Here is a 17,464-nt window from a genome sequence, read left to right on the forward strand (position 1 = left end):
GGCGCTGAGAGACATCTTTTTGATTGTGGTTCTGCACCATGTCGCGGCCGATGGCTGGTCGATGGGGGTGCTGATCCGCGAGCTGCAGGATCTTTATGCCGGGCGGGCGCCGGCGCCGCTTTCGGTGGATTATCCCGCAACCGCGCGGCGGGCTGCCGCGCTGACCGGCCGGGATCTCGCCTTCTGGCGGGATCGTCTGGACGGGCTGCCGCCGCCGCAAGCGGTGCCGGGGCGGCCGGAAAACCTGCCTGACGCCGCCGATCCGGTCGTGGTGGTGCCCCTCCCCGAGGCCGCGAGCCGGGGGCTGGACGCGCTGGCACGCCGGGCGGGGGTGACGCCGTTCATGACGCTGCTGACGGCGGCACAGATCCTGTTCGCGCGGCTGTGGGGCACGCGCGATTTCGCGCTGGGCACGCCGGTCGCCAACCGGCCGGATCCGGCTTCGGAAGCCCTGATCGGCTTTCTGGTCAACACGGTGGTGCTGCGCAGTTCGCTGGCGCAAGCCGAGGACAGCCTGGACCGGCTGCTGGCGCGGGTAAAGGCCGATACCATCGCGGCGCTGGCCCATCAGGCCCTGCCCTTCGACCGGCTGGTCGAGGCGCTGGATGTCACGCGCAGCGGCACCGACAACCCGCTGTTCCGGGTGCTGGTCGCCTGGCAGCCGGGGGATCTGGCGACACCCGATCTGGCGGGGCTGGAGGTGACGCCCCGGCCCTCGCCCCTGATCGGCACGCGGCTGGATCTGGAGATCCACGGCCAGGCCGGGCCGGGCGGCTGGCATCTGGCACTGACCTACGCCCCGGCACGGCTGGCGCGCGCGGATGCCACGGCCATCGGCACCCGGCTGGCGCGGGTGCTGACGGCGATGGCGGCAGAGCCGGACCAGCGCTGGACGGCGCTGCCGATCCTGGGCGACGACGAAGCGGCGCGGATCGATGCGGCGGCACGCGGGCGCGCGATGACCCATCCGCGGGTGCTGGACGAGATCCTGGCGCGGGCGGCGGAAGACCCTGCCGCCCCGGCGCTGATCGACGGCCGGAGCAGCATCAACCGCCACAGCCTGACCGGGCGGGCGGCGGCGCTGGCGCAGCAGATTTGCAAGGCGCATGGCCGATCCGTGGGGTTGATGCTCGGGCGCGGTCAGGCGCATGGGATGGGGCTGCTGGGGGTGTGGCTCGCCGGGGCGGCGGCGATGCCGCTGGATCCCGATCTGCCGGATGCGCGGCTGAAGACCATGATCGAGATCGGCCGGCCGGCGGCGATCATCGCCGATCCGGCGCAGCTGGCGCGGCTGCGCGCGCTGACCGATCTGCCGGTGACGGTGCTGCCCGAGGGCGAGGCCGGCCCCCCGCCGGTGACGGTCGGACCCGACGATCCCGCCTATCTGCTGTTCACCTCGGGCTCTACCGGCACGCCCAAGGGGGTGATGGTGGCCTGGCGGACGCTGGACCAACTGACCGGCTGGCATCGCGCGCGGCATCCTGTGCCGGCGCCGACGCTGGGCTTTGCACCCCTGGGCTTCGACGTGTCGATGCAGGAGGCGGCGCTCGCCTGGGCCGAAGGCAGCCCGCTGGTGGTTACCGACGAGACGGTCCGGCGCGATCCGGCGGCGCTGATCGCTTTCATCCGCGCGCATCAGGTCGCGCGGCTGTTCCTGCCGGTGGTGATGCTGCATGCGCTGGCCGATCATCTGGCCGCCCATCCCGAGCGGATCCCGACCTCGGTTGCGCTGATCGCGACGGCGGGGGAGCAGCTGCGGATCACCGGCCCGGTGCGCGACTGGTGCCGGCAGAGCCGGTTCGCGATCGACAACCAGTACGGGCCGACCGAAACCCACGTCGTGGCGGCGGAGCTGCTGCCGGCCGACGCCGTCGACGACTGGCCCGACCGGCCGGCGATCGGCCGGCCGGTGGATGGCGCGGTGCTGTTCGTGACCGACCCGGACGGCCGGGTTCTGCCCGACGAGGTGGCGGGCGAGCTGCTGATCGGCGGCACGGCCCCGGCGATCGGCTATGCCGGCGATCCGCTGCGCACGGCCGAGCGCTTCGTGACCGGCCCCGACGGCAGCCTGGTCTATCGCACCGGCGACCGGGTGGTCCGCGGCCGGGACGGGCGGCTGACCTATCTGGGCCGGGCCGACGACCAGGTGAAGATCCGCGGCTTCCGGGTGGAGCCGGGCGAGATCGAGGCGGCGCTGGGCGCCCATGACGATGTCGCCCAGGTGCTGGTGACGGTGCGCCACATCGCCGGCGCCGCGACGCTGGTCGCCCATGTCGAACCCAGGGTGATGCCGGCCGACCCGGCCGGTCTCGCGGGCCGGCTGGCGGCCTGGCTGCAAACCCGGCTGCCGGCACCGATGGTGCCGGCGCGCTGGGTGATCAGCCCGGCCCTGCCCCGATCGGCCAATGGCAAGCTGGACCGCAAGGCCCTGCCGGCGGTGGACGGCATCCCCCCGGGGCAGAGCGTCGGTGCGGCACCGGCGACGGAAACCGAGACGGCGCTGGCCAGGATCTGGACCGCGATCCTGGGCGTGGAGACCGTGTCGCGCGGCGACGACTTCTTCGCACTCGGCGGCCATTCGCTGCGCGCGACCCAGCTGGTCGCCCGCATCGAACGGGAGCTGGGCATCCGGGTGCAGCTGGCGACGGTGTTCGAACAGCCGACCCTTCAGGGCCTGGCCGCGGCGGTGGACGAGGCGCGCACCGACGCGCTCGCCGACGATCTGGCGCTTCTGGACGACGACGAGCTTGCCGCCCTGCTGGGTGATGACGATCTGAGCGCCCTTCTGGGCGACGACGACCTGAGCGCCCTTGCGGGCGACGACGATCCGGAGACCGCCGCATGACCGACGCCCCCCGCCCCTCGGCCGAGGCGCTGCGCGCGAAACTGAAAACGCTCTCGCCCGAACAGCGCGCGGCGCTGGAACGCAGGCTGGCGGCAGCCAAGGCGGGGGCCGCTGCCACCGGCACGGCAATCCCGCGCATTCCGCGCGACCCCGCGCCGGCGGCATCCTTCGCGCAGGAACGGCTGTGGTTCATCGACCGGCTGGCACCGGGCACTGCGGCCTACAACCTGCCCGCCGTGCTGCGGCTGGCGGGCGCGCTGGACCACCGGGCGCTGGAAGACGCCATCGGGCGGATCGTCGCCCGGCACGAGGCGCTGCGCACCGCGCTGGTCGAACGCGACGGCCGGCCGGTGCAGCTGATCGCCCCGCCGCCGGCTGCCTGGCCGATCGCGGTCGAGGATCTGAGCGACTGCCCGGCGGAGATGGTGACGGCACGGGTCGCCGCCGAGGCAGAGACGCCCTTCGATCTGGCCCAGCCGTTCAAGCTGCGCAGCCGGCTGCTGAAACTGGCCGCCGACGACCATCTGCTGCTGATCACCCTGCATCATGTGGCATCCGACGGCTGGTCGCTGGGGGTGCTGACCGCCGAAATCGGCACGCATTACGCGGCGGCACGCGCGGGCCGCGAAACCGACCTGCCGCCGCTGGCCTGCCAGTATGCCGATTTCGCCGCCTGGCAGCGGGGGCGGCTGAGCGGGGCGGCGCTTGAGCGCGAGATCGACCACTGGCGCCGCACCCTCGACGGCTTCGTGCCCGGCGAGTTCCCGACCGACCGGCCGCGGCCGGCCGAGCAGCGCTTCGAGGGCGCGGTGGTCAGCCGCCGGCTGCCGGCGGCGCTGGCTGCGAAGGTCGATGCCGCGGCGCGGCGGCACAAGGCGACGCCCTTCATCATTCTGCTCGCCGCCTTCAACGCCCTGCTCGCCCGCTGGTCGGGCGAGGTGGATGTATCGGTCGGCATCCCGGTCGCCAACCGCACCCATCCCGATCTGGAGGCGCTGATCGGGTTTTTCGTGAATGCGCTGGTGGTGCGGGTGCCGCTGGACGGCGACCCGACCATGGACGAGATCATCACCCGCAGCCGGGCGGCGGCCACCACCGCCTATGACCATCAGGACCTGCCCTTTGAACGGCTGGTGGCGGAGCTGGCGCCCGAGCGCGACCCGTCGCGGCCGCCGCTGTTCCGGATCGCCTTTGCGGTGCAAAACGCGCCCCGGGGCAGCGTCACCCTGGCCGGGCTGGAACTGCGCCCCTTCACGGCCGAAATCACCCGCACCCGCATGGAGATGGAGTGGCATGTCTTCGAGCGCCGCGACGAGACCGGCGCCGCGGCGGGGCTGGACCTGGTCGTCGCCCATGCGACCGCGCTGTTTGGCCGGGCGACGGTCGAACGGCTGATCGACGGCTTTGCGGTGCTGCTGGAAGCGGGGCTCGACCGGCCGGAGACGCGGCTGTCGGCCCTGCCGGTGATGACGGCGGCCATGGAAAGGGCGGTGATGACCGCGGGCCGCGGGCCGGCCCCTGAGGCCATCCCCGCCCCCGACCTCAGCCGGGTGCTGGCAGAACGGCTCGCCACCGACCGGGTGGTTGTGGCCGAGGCCGGCGGCCCGCGGCTGACCGGCCACCAGTTGCAGGCGCGGGTGGAGCGGATGGCGGCGGCGCTGGCCGCGCGCGGGCTCGCCCCCGAAACCCCGGTGCTGCTGCTGATGGATCGCGGCATCGACCAGATCACCGCCACCCTCGCCATCTGGCGGGCGGGGCTCTGCCAGATGCCGGTCGATCCGGCCCAGCCCGATGCGCGGCTGGCGGCGATGATCGCCGGCGGTGCCCCGGGGCTTGCGATCAGCGATCCTGACGGCCTGGCACGGCTCTCCACCCTCGCCCCCGATTTGCCCCGCTGCGGGCCGGCGGACCTTAATGCCGAGCCGCGGCCGCTGCCGGCGGTGCATGGCGACCAGCTCGCCTGGATGATCTTCACCTCCGGCTCGACCGGCACACCCAAGGCGACGCTGGTGACCCATGGCGGCGCGCTCAACACCGGTTTCGCCCAGGCGCGGATGCTGGGGCTGGGGACGGAAGACCGGGTGGCGCAACTCGCCTCGCCCGGCTTCGATGCCGCCCTTTCGGAACTGCTGATGGCGCTGATCGCCGGGGCGGAACTGATGCCGGTGCCGGCGGCGGTGGCGCGCGACCCGCTGGCGCTGGGCGATTTCCTGGCGGCCGAACGGGTGACGGTGGCGACGCTGACCCCGACCATGCTGGCGGCGATCGGCCGGGATCTGCCCGATCTGGCGGTGCTGCTGGTCGCCGGCGAGGCCTGCCCGCCCGAACTGGTCCGCCGCTTCGCCCCCGGACGGCGGATGGTGAATGCCTATGGCCCGACCGAATGCGCGGTCTGCGCCACCATGGCGGTCGGGCTGGACGCAGAGGCGGGCCCGCCGCCGATCGGCTCCGCGATCGACGGCGCGGAACTTCTGATCCTGGACCCGCGCGGCCGGCCGGTGCCGGATGGCGTTGCGGGCGAACTCTGCATCGGCGGGGCAGGCGTCGGCCGCGGCTATGCCGGGCGGGCGGACCTCACCGCCGAACGCTTCGTGCCCCACCCCGCCCCCGACCGGCCCGGCGCCCGGCTCTATCGCAGCGGCGATCTGGTCCGCCGCCGGCCGGATGGCGCGCTCGACTATCTGGGCCGGATCGACACCCAGATCAAACTCGGCGGCAACCGGATCGAACCCGGCGAGATCGAGGCGGTGCTGCGCGCCGACCCGGATGTGGCCGATGCGGTGGTGGATGTGATCGAGATGGAGAGGCCGGTTGCGGCCGCGCCCGCGGATGCGGGCAGCGGCCCGGCGATCGCGCTCCGCCCCGCCGACGCCCTGGCCGATGGCCGGCGGCTGGAACTCTGGCCCTCGATCGCCGAGCATTTCGTCTATGACGAGACGCTCTACCACGCCATGACCCATGACGAGGCCCGCAACGCCCATTACCGGGCGGCGATCCGCGCCGCGGTGCCGGGCAAGGTGGTCGTGGATATCGGCACCGGCGCCGATGCCATCCTGGCCCGGCTATGCGTCGAGGCGGGCGCCGCGAAGGTCTATGCGGTGGAGCTGCTGAAAGCCTCGGCCGACGCCGCGCGCGCGACCGTGCGGCGGCTGGGGCTCGACGACCGGATCATCGTCGTCGAAGGCGATGCCCGGCGGGTGACCCTGCCCGAGCCCGCAGACATCTGCGTGTCGGAAATCATCGGCCCGATCGGCGGCTGCGAAGGCTCTGCCGTCATCCTGAACGATGTCTGGCGGCTGCTGAAGCCCGGGGCGGAGATGATCCCGGCGCGCACGGTGTCGATGGTGGCGGGGCTGGAACTGCCGGCCGGTTTCCGCGAGGCGCCGGGCTTTTCCAGCCTGACCGCCGGCTATGTGCGGCGGATCTTCGAGGATCGCGGCGGGCCCTTCGACCTCAGGCTCTGCCTGAAGGGCATCGGCCCCGATGATCTGCTGACCGATGCCGCCGTGTTCGAGGATCTGGACCATGCCGGGCCGGTTGCGACCGAAAGCCGGCATCATGTGGTGCTGACCACCCGCCGCGCCGGCCATCTGTCGGGGCTGACCGTCTGGCTGAAACTGGAAGCCGCGCGCGGCCGGGTGATGGACACGCTGGGCGAGATCTGCTGCTGGCTGCCGGTCTTCCTGCCGGTCTTCGGCGAGGGCCGGCCCGTGGCCGCGGGCAGCCGCATCGCCATGACCATCACCCGCACCCTGCATGCCAACGGCATCAACCCGGATTTCCGGCTGACCGGCACGATCGAGATGCCCGACGGCACCAGCGAGCCCTTCGACTGGTTCTCGCCCAATCATGGTGCCGAAGCGGGCTTCCGCGCCTCGCCCTTCTATCGCCGGATCTTCCCCGAAACGGCAGTGCCCGACCTGCCCACCCCGACCGCGTCTCCCGCCACCGATCGCCGGCTGGTCGCCTGGGTCACGCCGCGCGGCGGGGCCGACCCCGAGGGCGATGCGGCGCTGGCCCGCGACCGGGTGGAGGAATGGCGGGCACTCTACGAGACCGCAGGGCCGGCCGCGGCAGAGACGGCAGCAGATCCGACGCCGGAGACGGACCCCGGAGACGCCCTCTTCGCCGGCTGGAACAGCAGCTATACCGGCCGGCCGATCCCGGTCGACGAGATGCGCGACTGGCGCGACCGGACGGTGGCGGCGATCCGCCGCGCCCTGCCGGCGGGGCGCCCGGCCCATATCGCCGAGATCGGCTGCGGTGCCGGGCTGCTGCTGGAACCGCTGGCGCCGGCTGCCGCCTCGATCCTCGGCACCGATTTCTCGGCCGCGACGCTCGCCGGGCTGGAAACCCGGCTGGCGGGCCATGGCTGGGGCCATGTCCGGCTGGAACGCCAGGAAGCCGCCGACCCGCTGCCGATCGACCGCCCGGTCGATCTGGTGGTGATGAATTCGGTGGCGCAGTATTTCCCGGCGCCCGCCCATCTGGAAAAGGTGCTGCTGCGGATCGGCGCGGCCCTGGCCGGGGGCGGTGCCGCCTTCCTGGGCGATATCCGCGATCACGGGCTGGCGGAGATCTTCCATGCCTCGGTTCTGGCCTTTCAGTCCGGCGGCGCCCTGCCCGACCGCGACAGCGTGGCCCGGGCGGTGGCGGCGGATGAAGAGCTGATGCTGGACCCGGCCTGGTTCCACGGCCTGATCGGCCGCATCCCGGGCCTCGCCCATGTCGAAACCCTGATCAAGCGTGGCCGGGGCGACAACGAGCTGGTGCGCTATCGCTATGACGTGATGGCGGTGTTCGGCCCGGCCCCCGCGGCCATCCGGCCCGAGGCCACGCTGCCCTGGCCGGGTGCCGAAGCGCTGGCCGCGCGACTCGCCGGCCTGACCGGCGCGCTGGAAGTGACCGACATCCCCGATGCGCGGATCGCCGACGACACCGCCCGCGGGCAGCGGCTGGGGCTGGTGTCTGCAACTGCTACGGGTGAACCCGCCCATCCTGACAGCCTGCACGAGATGGGCGAAAGGCTGGGCCGGGCGGTGCGGCTGGCGCCGGCGGCCTCCGGCATCGCAGGCGCGATGGATGCGCTGTTCGATGTGCCGGGCCTCGCCGACGACCCGCTGGCCCGGGGCTGGATGCGCAGCCCCGTGTCGCGGGGCCGGTTGGCAAACGATCCCTTGGCGCGCCGCCGCAAGTCCGCCCTCGCCGACCGGCTGCGCCGCCGGGCGCGTGAGGTGCTGCCGGCGGCGATGGTGCCGCAGGCGGTGATGGTGCTGGACCGGCTGCCACTCGGCGCGTCGGGCAAGCTCGACCGGGCGCGGCTGCCGCGGCCCGAGACGGCGGCCGGCCGCCATCCGGCGCGCGATCCCGCCCGCGCCCTGCCGGCCGACCGGCTGGAAGCGGCACTCCTGGCGCTGTGGGAAGAGCTGCTCGGCACCGCGCCGATCGGGGTGGAGGATGATTTCTTCGCCCTGGGCGGCCATTCCCTGCTGGGGGTGCGGCTGGTGGCCGAGGTGAAGGCGCGGCTGGGCGGCACGGTGCCGCTGGACCTGCTGATGCGCGCGGGCAGCGTGCGGGCGATGGCCGTGCATCTTAAGGAGGCCGGCGACCTGGCGGACGACGGCGAGCTGGCGGACGACGGCGCCGGGACGGGCCGCCTGGTGCCGCTCCGCCGCGACGGCAGCGGCGCCCCGCTCTTCTGCCTGCCGCCGGGTGGCGGCACGGTGTTCTGCTACGGCCCGCTGGTCGACCGGCTGGCCCCAGGCCGCCCGGTCTGGGGCCTGCAGGCGGCAGGCGTCGAGCCGGGCGAGACCCCGCATGAAAGCCTGGAGGAGATGGCGGCCGCCTATCTGGCGGCGATCCGCCGCATACAACCGAAAGGACCGTATCACCTGATCGGCTGGTCCTTCGGCGGGCATGTCGCCTATCAGATGGCGGCGATGCTGGAGGCGGCGGGTGAAGAGGTCGCGCTGCTGGCCCTGCTCGACACCTTCCCGCCCGAACATGTGCCGCGGGTGGATGAACGCTACCGGCGCGAGGAAGCCTATCTCGCCTATCTGGCCGGGCTGGCCGGGCTTGCGGTCGCAGAAGACGAGCTGGCACCGCTCACCTCGCCGGCGCGCCTCCGCCTGGTGGCGGACCGCGCGGTCGCGGCCGGCGCCCTGCCCGCCCGCGACGCCGAGGGCACGGTGCGCCGCCTGCTGGCCCTGACCCAGATCTCGGGCCGCCTGGCGCGCGAGGCGACCCTGCCCGCCTATGGCGGCCCGCTCGCCATGCTGCGCGCGGCCGAGGCCCTGACCCCGGCCCTGGAAGATCTGGCCCGCCGCGACCCGGCCTGCGGCTGGGGCCGCCACGCCACCGGCCGGCTTGCCACCGCAACCGTGCCGGGCCGCCACGACACGATGATGACCGCCCCCCATGTCGACCGCCTGGCAACCGTGATTGACCATCTGCTGACGCAGACTGTCACCGAGACGGCGGCAGGGTAAGATCAGACCAGACCAACCACCAGAAGACACCCCCCGGGGGGGACCGGATACAGGAGACGCAGGATGAGCTGGGACGACGAAGAAGACCGCACGATCTATGAAGTGGTCGTGAACCACGAGGAACAGTATTCGATCTGGCCCGCCGACCGCGACCTGCCGCTCGGCTGGAACAAGGCCGGCAAACAGGGCCCGAAGGCCGAATGCCTGGAGTATATCAAAGAGGTCTGGACGGATATGCGGCCGCTTAGTCTGCGGAAGAAGATGGAGGAGCAGGCGCGGGAGGCGGGGGAGAGGTGAGGTTTTGGGAATTTTTATTTCATCTTCACAATATTTCTCCAATATTAAATCACAACAGCAGTAAATTATCTATATATCTCTAAAATCGCCGCTTATTTAAAATATACAGAATCAGGGAGGAGGGATATGCCACATATTTATCAACTTGCTCTTCTTGGAGTACCAACTGATGCGCAGGTTTCCGAGATTGAAGAGGTCATCGGAAAGGCTGTGGGCATGTTTAATTTACGATTGGGGCATGATGTCGGATGGGAGGTTCGTCCCGAAGAGTTCAACCCAGATCAGCAACGTTCGTCTGCTGCGGTATTTTTCGGCGGTGAGAACCCACCTCTTGCCAACGTAGCAAAGCTTCTGAAACGAGGCATCCCTTTGCTGCCGGTGGCCACCGATGTCACCCGAATCGGTGCAGAAATCCCGACCTTACTGCAGCCGCTCAACTGCTTGGCGTACAGCGCTGGCGGGCCGCAACGTGTCGCAAGTGCTCTGCTAGAGTGTGCCGGGTTACTTCCTCGGCAGCGCCGGGTATTCGTAAGCTATCGTCGGGGCGAAGCTAGGGAGGCTGCCTTACAGTTGTTCGATGCACTGTCTGCTCGGCTCTTCGATGTGTTTCTCGATACACATGGAATTCCGCCTGCAGAAGATTTCCAGACAATGCTGTGGCACCGGCTTTGCGACTCGGATGTCCTACTCATGCTCGACACGCCTAGCTACTTTGAAAGCCGCTGGACGAGCGCAGAGTTCGGACGCGCGCTGGCGAAAGGTATTAGCGTCTTACGGGTTGGTTGGCCAGACTGCACGCCATCTGCGCGAACAGCCACAGCCAGTCGCGCAGAGTTATTGCCCGAAGAAGTGGATGCGGCCACAGGACGCCTCGCAGACAGCGCTGTGGAGCGAATCTGTCTTCAGCTTGAAGAAGTTCGCAGTCAAAGCCATGCGGTCCGTTCCGTCAATCTAGTGAGCAATTTGCGTAACGCAATTCAAACGATTGGCGGACAACTTGTCGGAGTTGGACCTAACAAGGCGGTCTACATCCAGCTACCGAATGGCCGGAATGTCGTTGTCTACCCGACGGTTGGCGTGCCCACGTCAACATCGTTGCATGACGCATCCACCAATTCGCCGGATCAGTCGGTTGCCGTCGTTTACGATCATGTTGGCTTGCATCCTCGGTGGCTGGGGCATTTGGACTGGCTGGGCCAGCATATCCACTCCGCACGGTGGGTCAAAGCCAGCGAGGCTGGGTGGCAATTTGCAGACTGGGAGGCCTGAATCGTGAGCGCAATCTTCCTTTCAGCCAGTGTCCCACTTGTCGGCCGCGGCTCGTATCACGAGACCGCCAATCCATTTCTCATCCAGTGCGCTGTGAGGGAGCTGGTCATAGCCGTCATCCGTCAGCACAAGATCGTGTGGGGAGGCCATCCCGCTATCACGCCCATGATTTGGAGCATCTGCGAGGATTTGGGGGTTGATTATTGTGGCGCCGTGATTCTGTATCAAAGCACGTTCTTCAAGGATCGCTACCCGGAAGAAAACGACCGCTTTCACAATGTGGTCTTCACCAACGCAGTTGCCGGTGACAGAGATGCGAGCCTGCTGCTAATGCGGGAAGAGATGCTATCGCGCGATGATCTCGTTGCCGCTGTTTTCATCGGCGGCATGGAAGGAGTGGAAGCCGAGCATGAACTCTTCAGGCAATTTCATCCGGCCGCCAAAGTCCTGCCCGTGCCGTCGCCAGGCGGGGCGGCCTTGAACTTGGCCAAAGATCAAGGCCATTTCACTGATGAGGATCTTGTTGATGTGGACTTTGCGCGACTTTTTCACACGCACCTCGCATCGAACATTCAAGGCGCAGCGGGCTGAATCTCCTCTACCGATTTGCACGGGCCAACAAAGGATTCGCCATGGCACGGAAAGTCTTCTATAGCTTTCACTATCAACGCGACGGTTGGCGCGCCTCCAAGATACGGAATATTGGTGTTGTGGAGGGCAACCCGCCAGCAAGCGATAACAAGTGGGAAGAGGTGAAGCGGGGCGGCAAGGCCGCAATCAAGCGCTGGATTGACAATCAACTGCAAGGGCGGACATGCACGATTGTTCTGGTCGGCGCCGAAACGGCGAATCGCCCGTGGATTCGGTATGAAATTGAGCAGTCATGGAATACTGGAAAGGGGCTCTTGGGGATACGAGTCCACAAACTGGTGGACCACAACCAGCAACCATCAGTTGCCGGGGGCAATCCGTTCGACTCATTTACCTTGAACGACGGTAGAAAGCTATCCACCGTCGTCCGCATCTACGATCCACCAGGGGCCACCAGCAGCGCGGCCTACAACCACATCAGTGACAACTTGTCGGGTTGGATTGAAGCGGCGATCGCTGCTCGGTAAGACCGCCAAGCCTCTCGTCAGAACAATGACCCGGTGCTCATGGGGCGCCCATAGAGCTCCGAGATTTGCTTCTGGAACTGCGTCTGCCCCCCGTAGCTAGGATGCCTCACGCAAACCACGGGTACAGAATCTGTGATGCGATGGGCCGCAGCGGCAGCATCGTTGCCGATGGCGACGATGCGAGAGGGGCGCAGCAAGACAATGAGCTGTTGGAGCAGATCTTCGCCAGCTCGCCTCTCACGCGCGTTGTGCTGCCGGTTGGTGAAAGGATCTCCTGATTCATGCGGGTGGAGAGGGAAGACGTTCCAAAGGAAGATGCGAGCATCAATGTGCTCCAGCATGCCCCATATGACCGCGGCGGTTCGTTCGGCCACGGCACTGCCTATCGTCGGACGCTCGGCGACCTGGTCGAGATCCCAACGCCTAGCGTGCTGGCTTATGTGAACGTCGTCGGTCAGAGCTAACCCAGTGCGGCGCCCTCCGCGATATCCGAGGTCTCGTCCGATCCATATGGCGTCTACGGGTTCCTCGGTTGCACGACGCAACATGGCGGACAGTGCGGCAGCACGGCGACGCGGTGCGTCGCGTCGATCATGAACTTCACAACGATCCGAGTATGGATTGAAGCAGTCTTCGAACTGCAGTGAAGCAACTGCATCAACAAATGGATGGGTCTTCATTTTTCAGACTCCAATGGCATGTATGTGATGGCACGTTGTTCGCGGTCTCCAATAATCCATCCACCTTGATTTAATTTGAGCTGGCGAAATACAGCATAACCATCCAGGATGGCCTTCTCCCAGAGTTTCAACGGACATTTCTCTACTTCGTAACCGCTCACGAACTCGCCAATTGTCTTGAGAATTCCAAGTGAAACCTTTTCCTGTTCCTCAAAGAAATTCAACTCTTTGGCCCTGGAAAAAATCCAGGCCGTAAGTCCTTCCTCAACGACGATGGCCCGGCCGCTGTCCTGCTCTTCATCGTATTTCGGATTGCTCTTTCGCTTGTGCTTGATTAATGCCCGTATCACCGGCGACCAATGCAAGATGGCTGCATAGGCAAAATGGAAGACATCATGGAACCGGTAGCCATCGCGATCGGCAATGTTGTCAGTCAGTGGCTCTCCAATGAATACACCTTTCCATTGGAGATAACTCTTGCCACTGCCCCGCTGATTAACCCGAATTTTGAAGTCCCTGGGTAGCTGTTCCTCAATTCCAAACTCACTGTCAAAATCAAGCCCGGCCAAGTCATCCGCTTGGGGCTCCAGAAACGCACCGCGAGCTTTCCGGAGATTACCACGAGCCACCTCCGAAAACGCTAGTTCGGCCGCATGGATCGCATCCAGATAGGCCCGTGCGAAGACAACCAGATCAGTGCGTGCAGGTGTGCTTCCCAGTAGGGCCGCCGCTGACTGCCCCAAGCGTACCAACGTGGCATCCAACGAAGCAGTCGCGGCGACAGGCACAGCGATATAAGCCAACGCACCTCCGGTGATGTCACTTGCAGCGCCCACATTCTTGAAGTTTCCGTGGTTCGCAGCTTCCGCGAAGATCTCTTCAAGAGGAATCTGCACGCGCCTGCAGATTGCGGCCAAATACCAGAGGGCGTCGCCAAACTCTTCTTCTGCCGCCTTCCTGAAACCCGGGTAAGAAGTTCTCTCTCGTACACTTTTCTTAGCCGTGGTCATTATTCCGCCGACTTCTCCGTATAGACCTTGGAGGACAGGGTCGAAGTCATGCGGATTAAGTACGTCTGTTGCGGCAATTTCCGCCGCATAGTCCGAGAGCAAGAGGGAGCCTTCTTTTTTCATCGGTCACCCGCGAAGAGTCAGCCATTCGAATGGAGCACCCTGATAACCACTCACGTCAAAGCTGCGAATCCATTGCTCAAGATTCGCAATCAGCTGCGCATCATCAAAGGTGGTCAGACCTCTTCCTCTTTTGCATAGAGGCCGATTCTGCTTGTCTTTCAGTTCCTCGGGAAACTTCGGCCCCTCGCCCCCGAAATACAGAAAGTCACTGCTAATCAGAACCCTGTTAACGCCCGTGTCGCGGGCGACATGGTCTGAATTGAGTGTGCCGTCGGGGCGGGAGTGAAATGAGTCTCGCTGCTGCCAAGCGGCTCCAGGCGCGGCCCTGAAGTAGATACTATCCCCGCAACTTTGCTTCCGGCTCCCATTGCGGTACGGCTTTTTAGCCTCGAACCGTGGGTCTGCGCCATACTCGTCAAATGTCATCGCCTCAGTCACGCGCATCGCATACACGAGATGCCCGCCACGTCGGACAGTTCTATCATTGCTCCCACTGCCGACCACCCAATCGCCGATGTCAGCGGATCTGCGGATACTGGGTTTGCAGGTCGCAAGCGTGCAGTAGCCGTAGAAGGGATTAGGTGCGAAACCACTGTCATATCGCACCACATAGGAGTGAATGCGAGCCATCAGCAGGGGTGCCGCTTGAGTGGAACCGGGTCGCAGGCGCCACCGTCAGGCTTCTCCCACGAGTCCTTCCCGTTGATCGCATCAATGATCGCATCGCCGTTCCACCCAACCAAAGCGTCAGCATATTCTTTCAGAGCCTCTGGGAGGTCGCATTCCTTCTCGCCATGCTCCCAAACACCAACAATGCGCTTGCCCTGTTTGGCCGCATATTCGATTTCCCAGTTCACCCAGTCACTGTCCTTGGTCTGGGGGGAAACGTAGCAAATGAACACTCCAGCCCATTTGATGGCAGGGGCAAGGATCTGTGTCTTTATATAGCTCTCATTGGTAGCATTGTTAAATTTCCCCGTATGGATAGAGGAATCCCTGATCTCCATCCCTTTCGGAGCCAGCAAATCCTTTAGCTTCTGGAGTCCATGATCGTCCTTGTGGACATGGCTAATAAACACATTCCTTTTTCCTGTCATTCAACCCCTCCAGCTTTACATCGATGGTCAAATGCGAATAGTGAGAATCCTACAATCAACATGCGATGGAAAACCTGTCGCTCTTATCAATTATCAGATCAAAATTATTCAGGACGCAATACAGAGAATGAGCGGCGTGACGGGTTGGAGGGAAGAAGGGGGGCAGACTGTTTGGTGGGGTCCAGACCGTTTAGTTAGGCAACGGTTCATTGCGACAAAACAGGTAGCGGTATAATCGCCCAGCAATCTCACCCCCTCCTCCCCCAAACCCCAAAAAACACCACCCAAAACACCACCGCCGCGACAATCGCCGTCGCCACCAGCGCCCAGCTCATGCCCACCGGTTCGGCCAGGCGCCAGATCGGTTCTGCCGGGGTGACTTCGGGGTTCTGGACGATGGAGAACAGCGACAGGTTGTTGGCGAGGTGGACGCCGATCGCCGGTTCCAGGCGCTGGGCCTTGACCGTCAGCGCGGCCGCGAACAGGCCGGCGATGAACAGGCTGGCATAGGTTTCGGGCGTGTTGGCGGGGCTGTAATGGTAGAGGGAGAAGATCAGCGCGGCGCCGATGGCGGCGACCACCGGGCGGCCGATCACGGCGTAGACGCCCTGGAGGGGATAGGCGCGGAAGACCAGTTCGTCGGAGGTCGCCTGGATCAGGTAGAGCACGAGGCCAAGGGCCAGGCCCGCGATCCAGCCTGCCGGTTCGAACACGAAGTTGAAGGTCACCGGCTGGCCGGCGAGCCAGATGCCGGCGAGCGAGGACAGCGTCACCAGGGGCAGATAGATCAGGAAGGCGAGGCCGACCAGCTTCAGATCATAGGTGCGCGTCGGCGAGATCAGGGTCATGAACGGCCGCTGGTTGAGCAGCCGGACAACCAGGAAGACGCCCAGGATCCAGATCGGGAACATCGCCATCCAGATCAGGAAGCCCACGATGTTGGCCGTGGTCGCGAACAGATTGACCATGGCGTCAGGGGGGCCGTAGGTATTGATTGCCCAGGCCTGGATCGGGCCGATCACCTGGGCCGCGCCCAGCGGCACCACCAGGAAGATGATGATCAGCCCGATGCCGTAGATCAGCTCGCTGCTGCGGCCGAGGCGGCCCATGTCGAGATAGGCATTGCTGCGGGCGGCCGGGCCGGGGCCGACGGCAGAGCCGGTTGCGGTTGCGGCAGGCCTGGCCGGTGCGGTGCTGGTCTTCTCGCTGGCGGTCATGGGCACCCCTTCGTGATCACCCCGGCCGGCTCCCGATACCCGGCACGTGTCGGGTGCCCACTCTATCACCAACCTGTGGCGATCTGCATCACGGAGTGCCTATCGATGCGCAATCTTTTCCGAAGGTTCACAACGTGCGGTCGCGGGCGGCGATCAGGCCGTTGACCAGGGCGACCAGGCCGATGCCGCTGAGCAGCCAGGCGACCAGCGACCAGCCGCCGGTGAGCTCGTGGATCAGGCCGATGGCGAGCGGCCCGAGTGCCGCAAGCGTGTAGCCCACCGACTGGGCCATGCCGGAAAGCCGGGCCGCCGTCATCGCATCGCCCGACCGCAGCACGATCATCACCAGCGCCAGCGCGAAACAGCCGCCCTGGCCGATGCCCAGCACCACCGCCCAGGGCCACATGGTCGCAACCGGCCCCCACATCATGCCGAGCATGCCTGAAATCGTGCAGACCATGATCGCCAGAACCCAGAGCTGCTGATTGCGCCGCCGGGCAGCCAGCACGGGCACGAACAGCGCCGAGATCGTCTGCACCAGCAGCGACACCGACACCACCAGCCCCGACATCACCACGCTGACGCCACGATCCTGCAGAATGCTGGGCAGCCAGCCGAACACCGAATAGGCGAGCGAGCTTTGCAGGCCCATGAACAGCGTGATCGACCAGGCCAGCGGCGAGGTCAGAAGCCGCGTGCCGGTATTGGGCCGGTGCCCCGCCCGGGTGTCCAGATGCCGCGCCGCCGGCCACCAGACCGCGGCGGCGAGCAGCGCCGGGATCGCCCAGACGCCCAGCGCCACCGCCCAGCTGCCGCTGGCCTCGGCAATCGGCGCGGTGACCCCGGCGGCGATCGCGGCACCGCCGCAGAGCGCCATGGTGTAGATACCGGTCAACAACCCGGCTTTGTCTGGAAACGCCTGTTTCACGACCCCCGGCAGCAGGACCCCGGCAATGCCGATGCCGGCGCCGCCCAGCAGCGAGCCGGCGAACAGGCCGGTGGGCCCGAAGAAGCCACGCAGCACCACGCCCACCGCGATCATCACCAGCGCCACCACCGCGGCGGCCGGCACGCCGATGCGGCGGGCGAGCATGGGGGCTGCCGGGCCGAACAGGCCCAGGCACATCACCGGCAGGGTGGTGACCAGGCTGGCGGTGGCGCTGTCGAGGCCGAGCGCGGCGGAGACGGTGCCGAGCAGCGGCCCGATGCTGGTGAGCGCCGGGCGCAGGTTCAGCGCCACCAGCACGATGGCGACGATCAGCAACAGCGCGGCGCCGCGGCTGACGGCGGCAGAGGATCGCGGGGACGAGGTGGACATGG

General features: G+C 66.5%; 11 protein-coding genes and 1 pseudogene. 6 read left to right on the forward strand and 6 right to left on the reverse strand.

The window, feature by feature from the left end; all coding sequences use genetic code 11:
- The first annotated feature begins 61 nt into the window (after positions 1-61).
- The 6 genes and pseudogenes from TMO_RS32470 to TMO_RS30960 all read left to right on the forward strand — a co-directional run bounded on the left by TMO_RS32470 (position 62) and on the right by TMO_RS30960 (position 12,017).
- Complete coding sequence (locus tag TMO_RS32470) at positions 62-2,845, forward strand: non-ribosomal peptide synthetase (protein ID WP_041607635.1); 2,784 nt, start codon at positions 62-64, stop codon at positions 2,843-2,845.
- A pseudogene (locus TMO_RS30060) lies at positions 2,842-9,333 on the forward strand (non-ribosomal peptide synthetase); the annotation flags it as partial. The gene TMO_RS32470 and the pseudogene TMO_RS30060, both read left to right, overlap by 4 nt.
- Positions 9,334-9,396: 63 nt before the next feature.
- Positions 9,397-9,630: an MbtH family protein gene (locus TMO_RS26865; protein ID WP_014748211.1), complete on the forward strand. Its 234-nt coding sequence runs from the start codon at positions 9,397-9,399 to the stop codon at positions 9,628-9,630.
- 126 nt (positions 9,631-9,756) lie between these two features.
- Entirely contained in the window at positions 9,757-10,899 is a 1,143-nt protein-coding gene (locus tag TMO_RS30955; protein ID WP_081599080.1) for a toll/interleukin-1 receptor domain-containing protein, read from the forward strand.
- A 3-nt stretch (positions 10,900-10,902) separates the two neighbouring features.
- The gene (locus TMO_RS26870; RefSeq protein ID WP_041607636.1) at positions 10,903-11,490 is read left to right on the forward strand and encodes a hypothetical protein; all 588 of its coding nucleotides are present in this window, start codon (positions 10,903-10,905) and stop codon (positions 11,488-11,490) included.
- Between the two features lie 41 nt (positions 11,491-11,531).
- Positions 11,532-12,017, forward strand: coding sequence for a TIR domain-containing protein (locus tag TMO_RS30960; protein WP_081599081.1), 486 nt, complete (start codon positions 11,532-11,534; stop codon positions 12,015-12,017).
- Between the two features lie 17 nt (positions 12,018-12,034).
- On the opposite strand, the gene TMO_RS30965 is transcribed toward TMO_RS30960, so the two are convergent.
- The 6 genes from TMO_RS30965 to TMO_RS26895 all read right to left on the reverse strand — a co-directional run bounded on the left by TMO_RS30965 (position 12,035) and on the right by TMO_RS26895 (position 17,462).
- Positions 12,035-12,697 (reverse strand): uracil-DNA glycosylase, encoded by a 663-nt coding sequence (locus tag TMO_RS30965; protein WP_081599082.1) that lies wholly within the window; start codon positions 12,695-12,697, stop codon positions 12,035-12,037.
- Positions 12,694-13,830 carry a nucleoside triphosphate pyrophosphohydrolase family protein gene (locus TMO_RS26880; protein ID WP_041607637.1) on the reverse strand — a complete coding sequence of 379 codons (1,137 nt, stop codon included), beginning with the start codon at positions 13,828-13,830 and terminating at the stop codon, positions 12,694-12,696. The genes TMO_RS30965 and TMO_RS26880 overlap by 4 nt, the downstream gene beginning before the upstream one ends.
- Before the next feature lie 3 nt (positions 13,831-13,833).
- Complete coding sequence (locus tag TMO_RS30970) at positions 13,834-14,460, reverse strand: hypothetical protein (RefSeq protein ID WP_081599083.1); 627 nt, start codon at positions 14,458-14,460, stop codon at positions 13,834-13,836.
- Positions 14,460-14,927 (reverse strand): TIR domain-containing protein, encoded by a 468-nt coding sequence (locus TMO_RS26885; protein ID WP_041607639.1) that lies wholly within the window; start codon positions 14,925-14,927, stop codon positions 14,460-14,462. The genes TMO_RS30970 and TMO_RS26885 overlap by 1 nt, the downstream gene beginning before the upstream one ends.
- A gap of 248 nt (positions 14,928-15,175) precedes the next feature.
- The gene (locus TMO_RS26890; protein WP_041607640.1) at positions 15,176-16,144 is read right to left on the reverse strand and encodes a CPBP family intramembrane glutamic endopeptidase; all 969 of its coding nucleotides are present in this window, start codon (positions 16,142-16,144) and stop codon (positions 15,176-15,178) included.
- Between the two features lie 127 nt (positions 16,145-16,271).
- Positions 16,272-17,462, reverse strand: coding sequence for a CynX/NimT family MFS transporter (locus TMO_RS26895; RefSeq protein WP_145978466.1), 1,191 nt, complete (start codon positions 17,460-17,462; stop codon positions 16,272-16,274).
- Between the last annotated feature and the right edge of the window lie 2 nt (positions 17,463-17,464).

The organism is Tistrella mobilis KA081020-065 (assembly GCF_000264455.2).
GTDB lineage: Bacteria > Pseudomonadota > Alphaproteobacteria > Tistrellales > Tistrellaceae > Tistrella > Tistrella mobilis.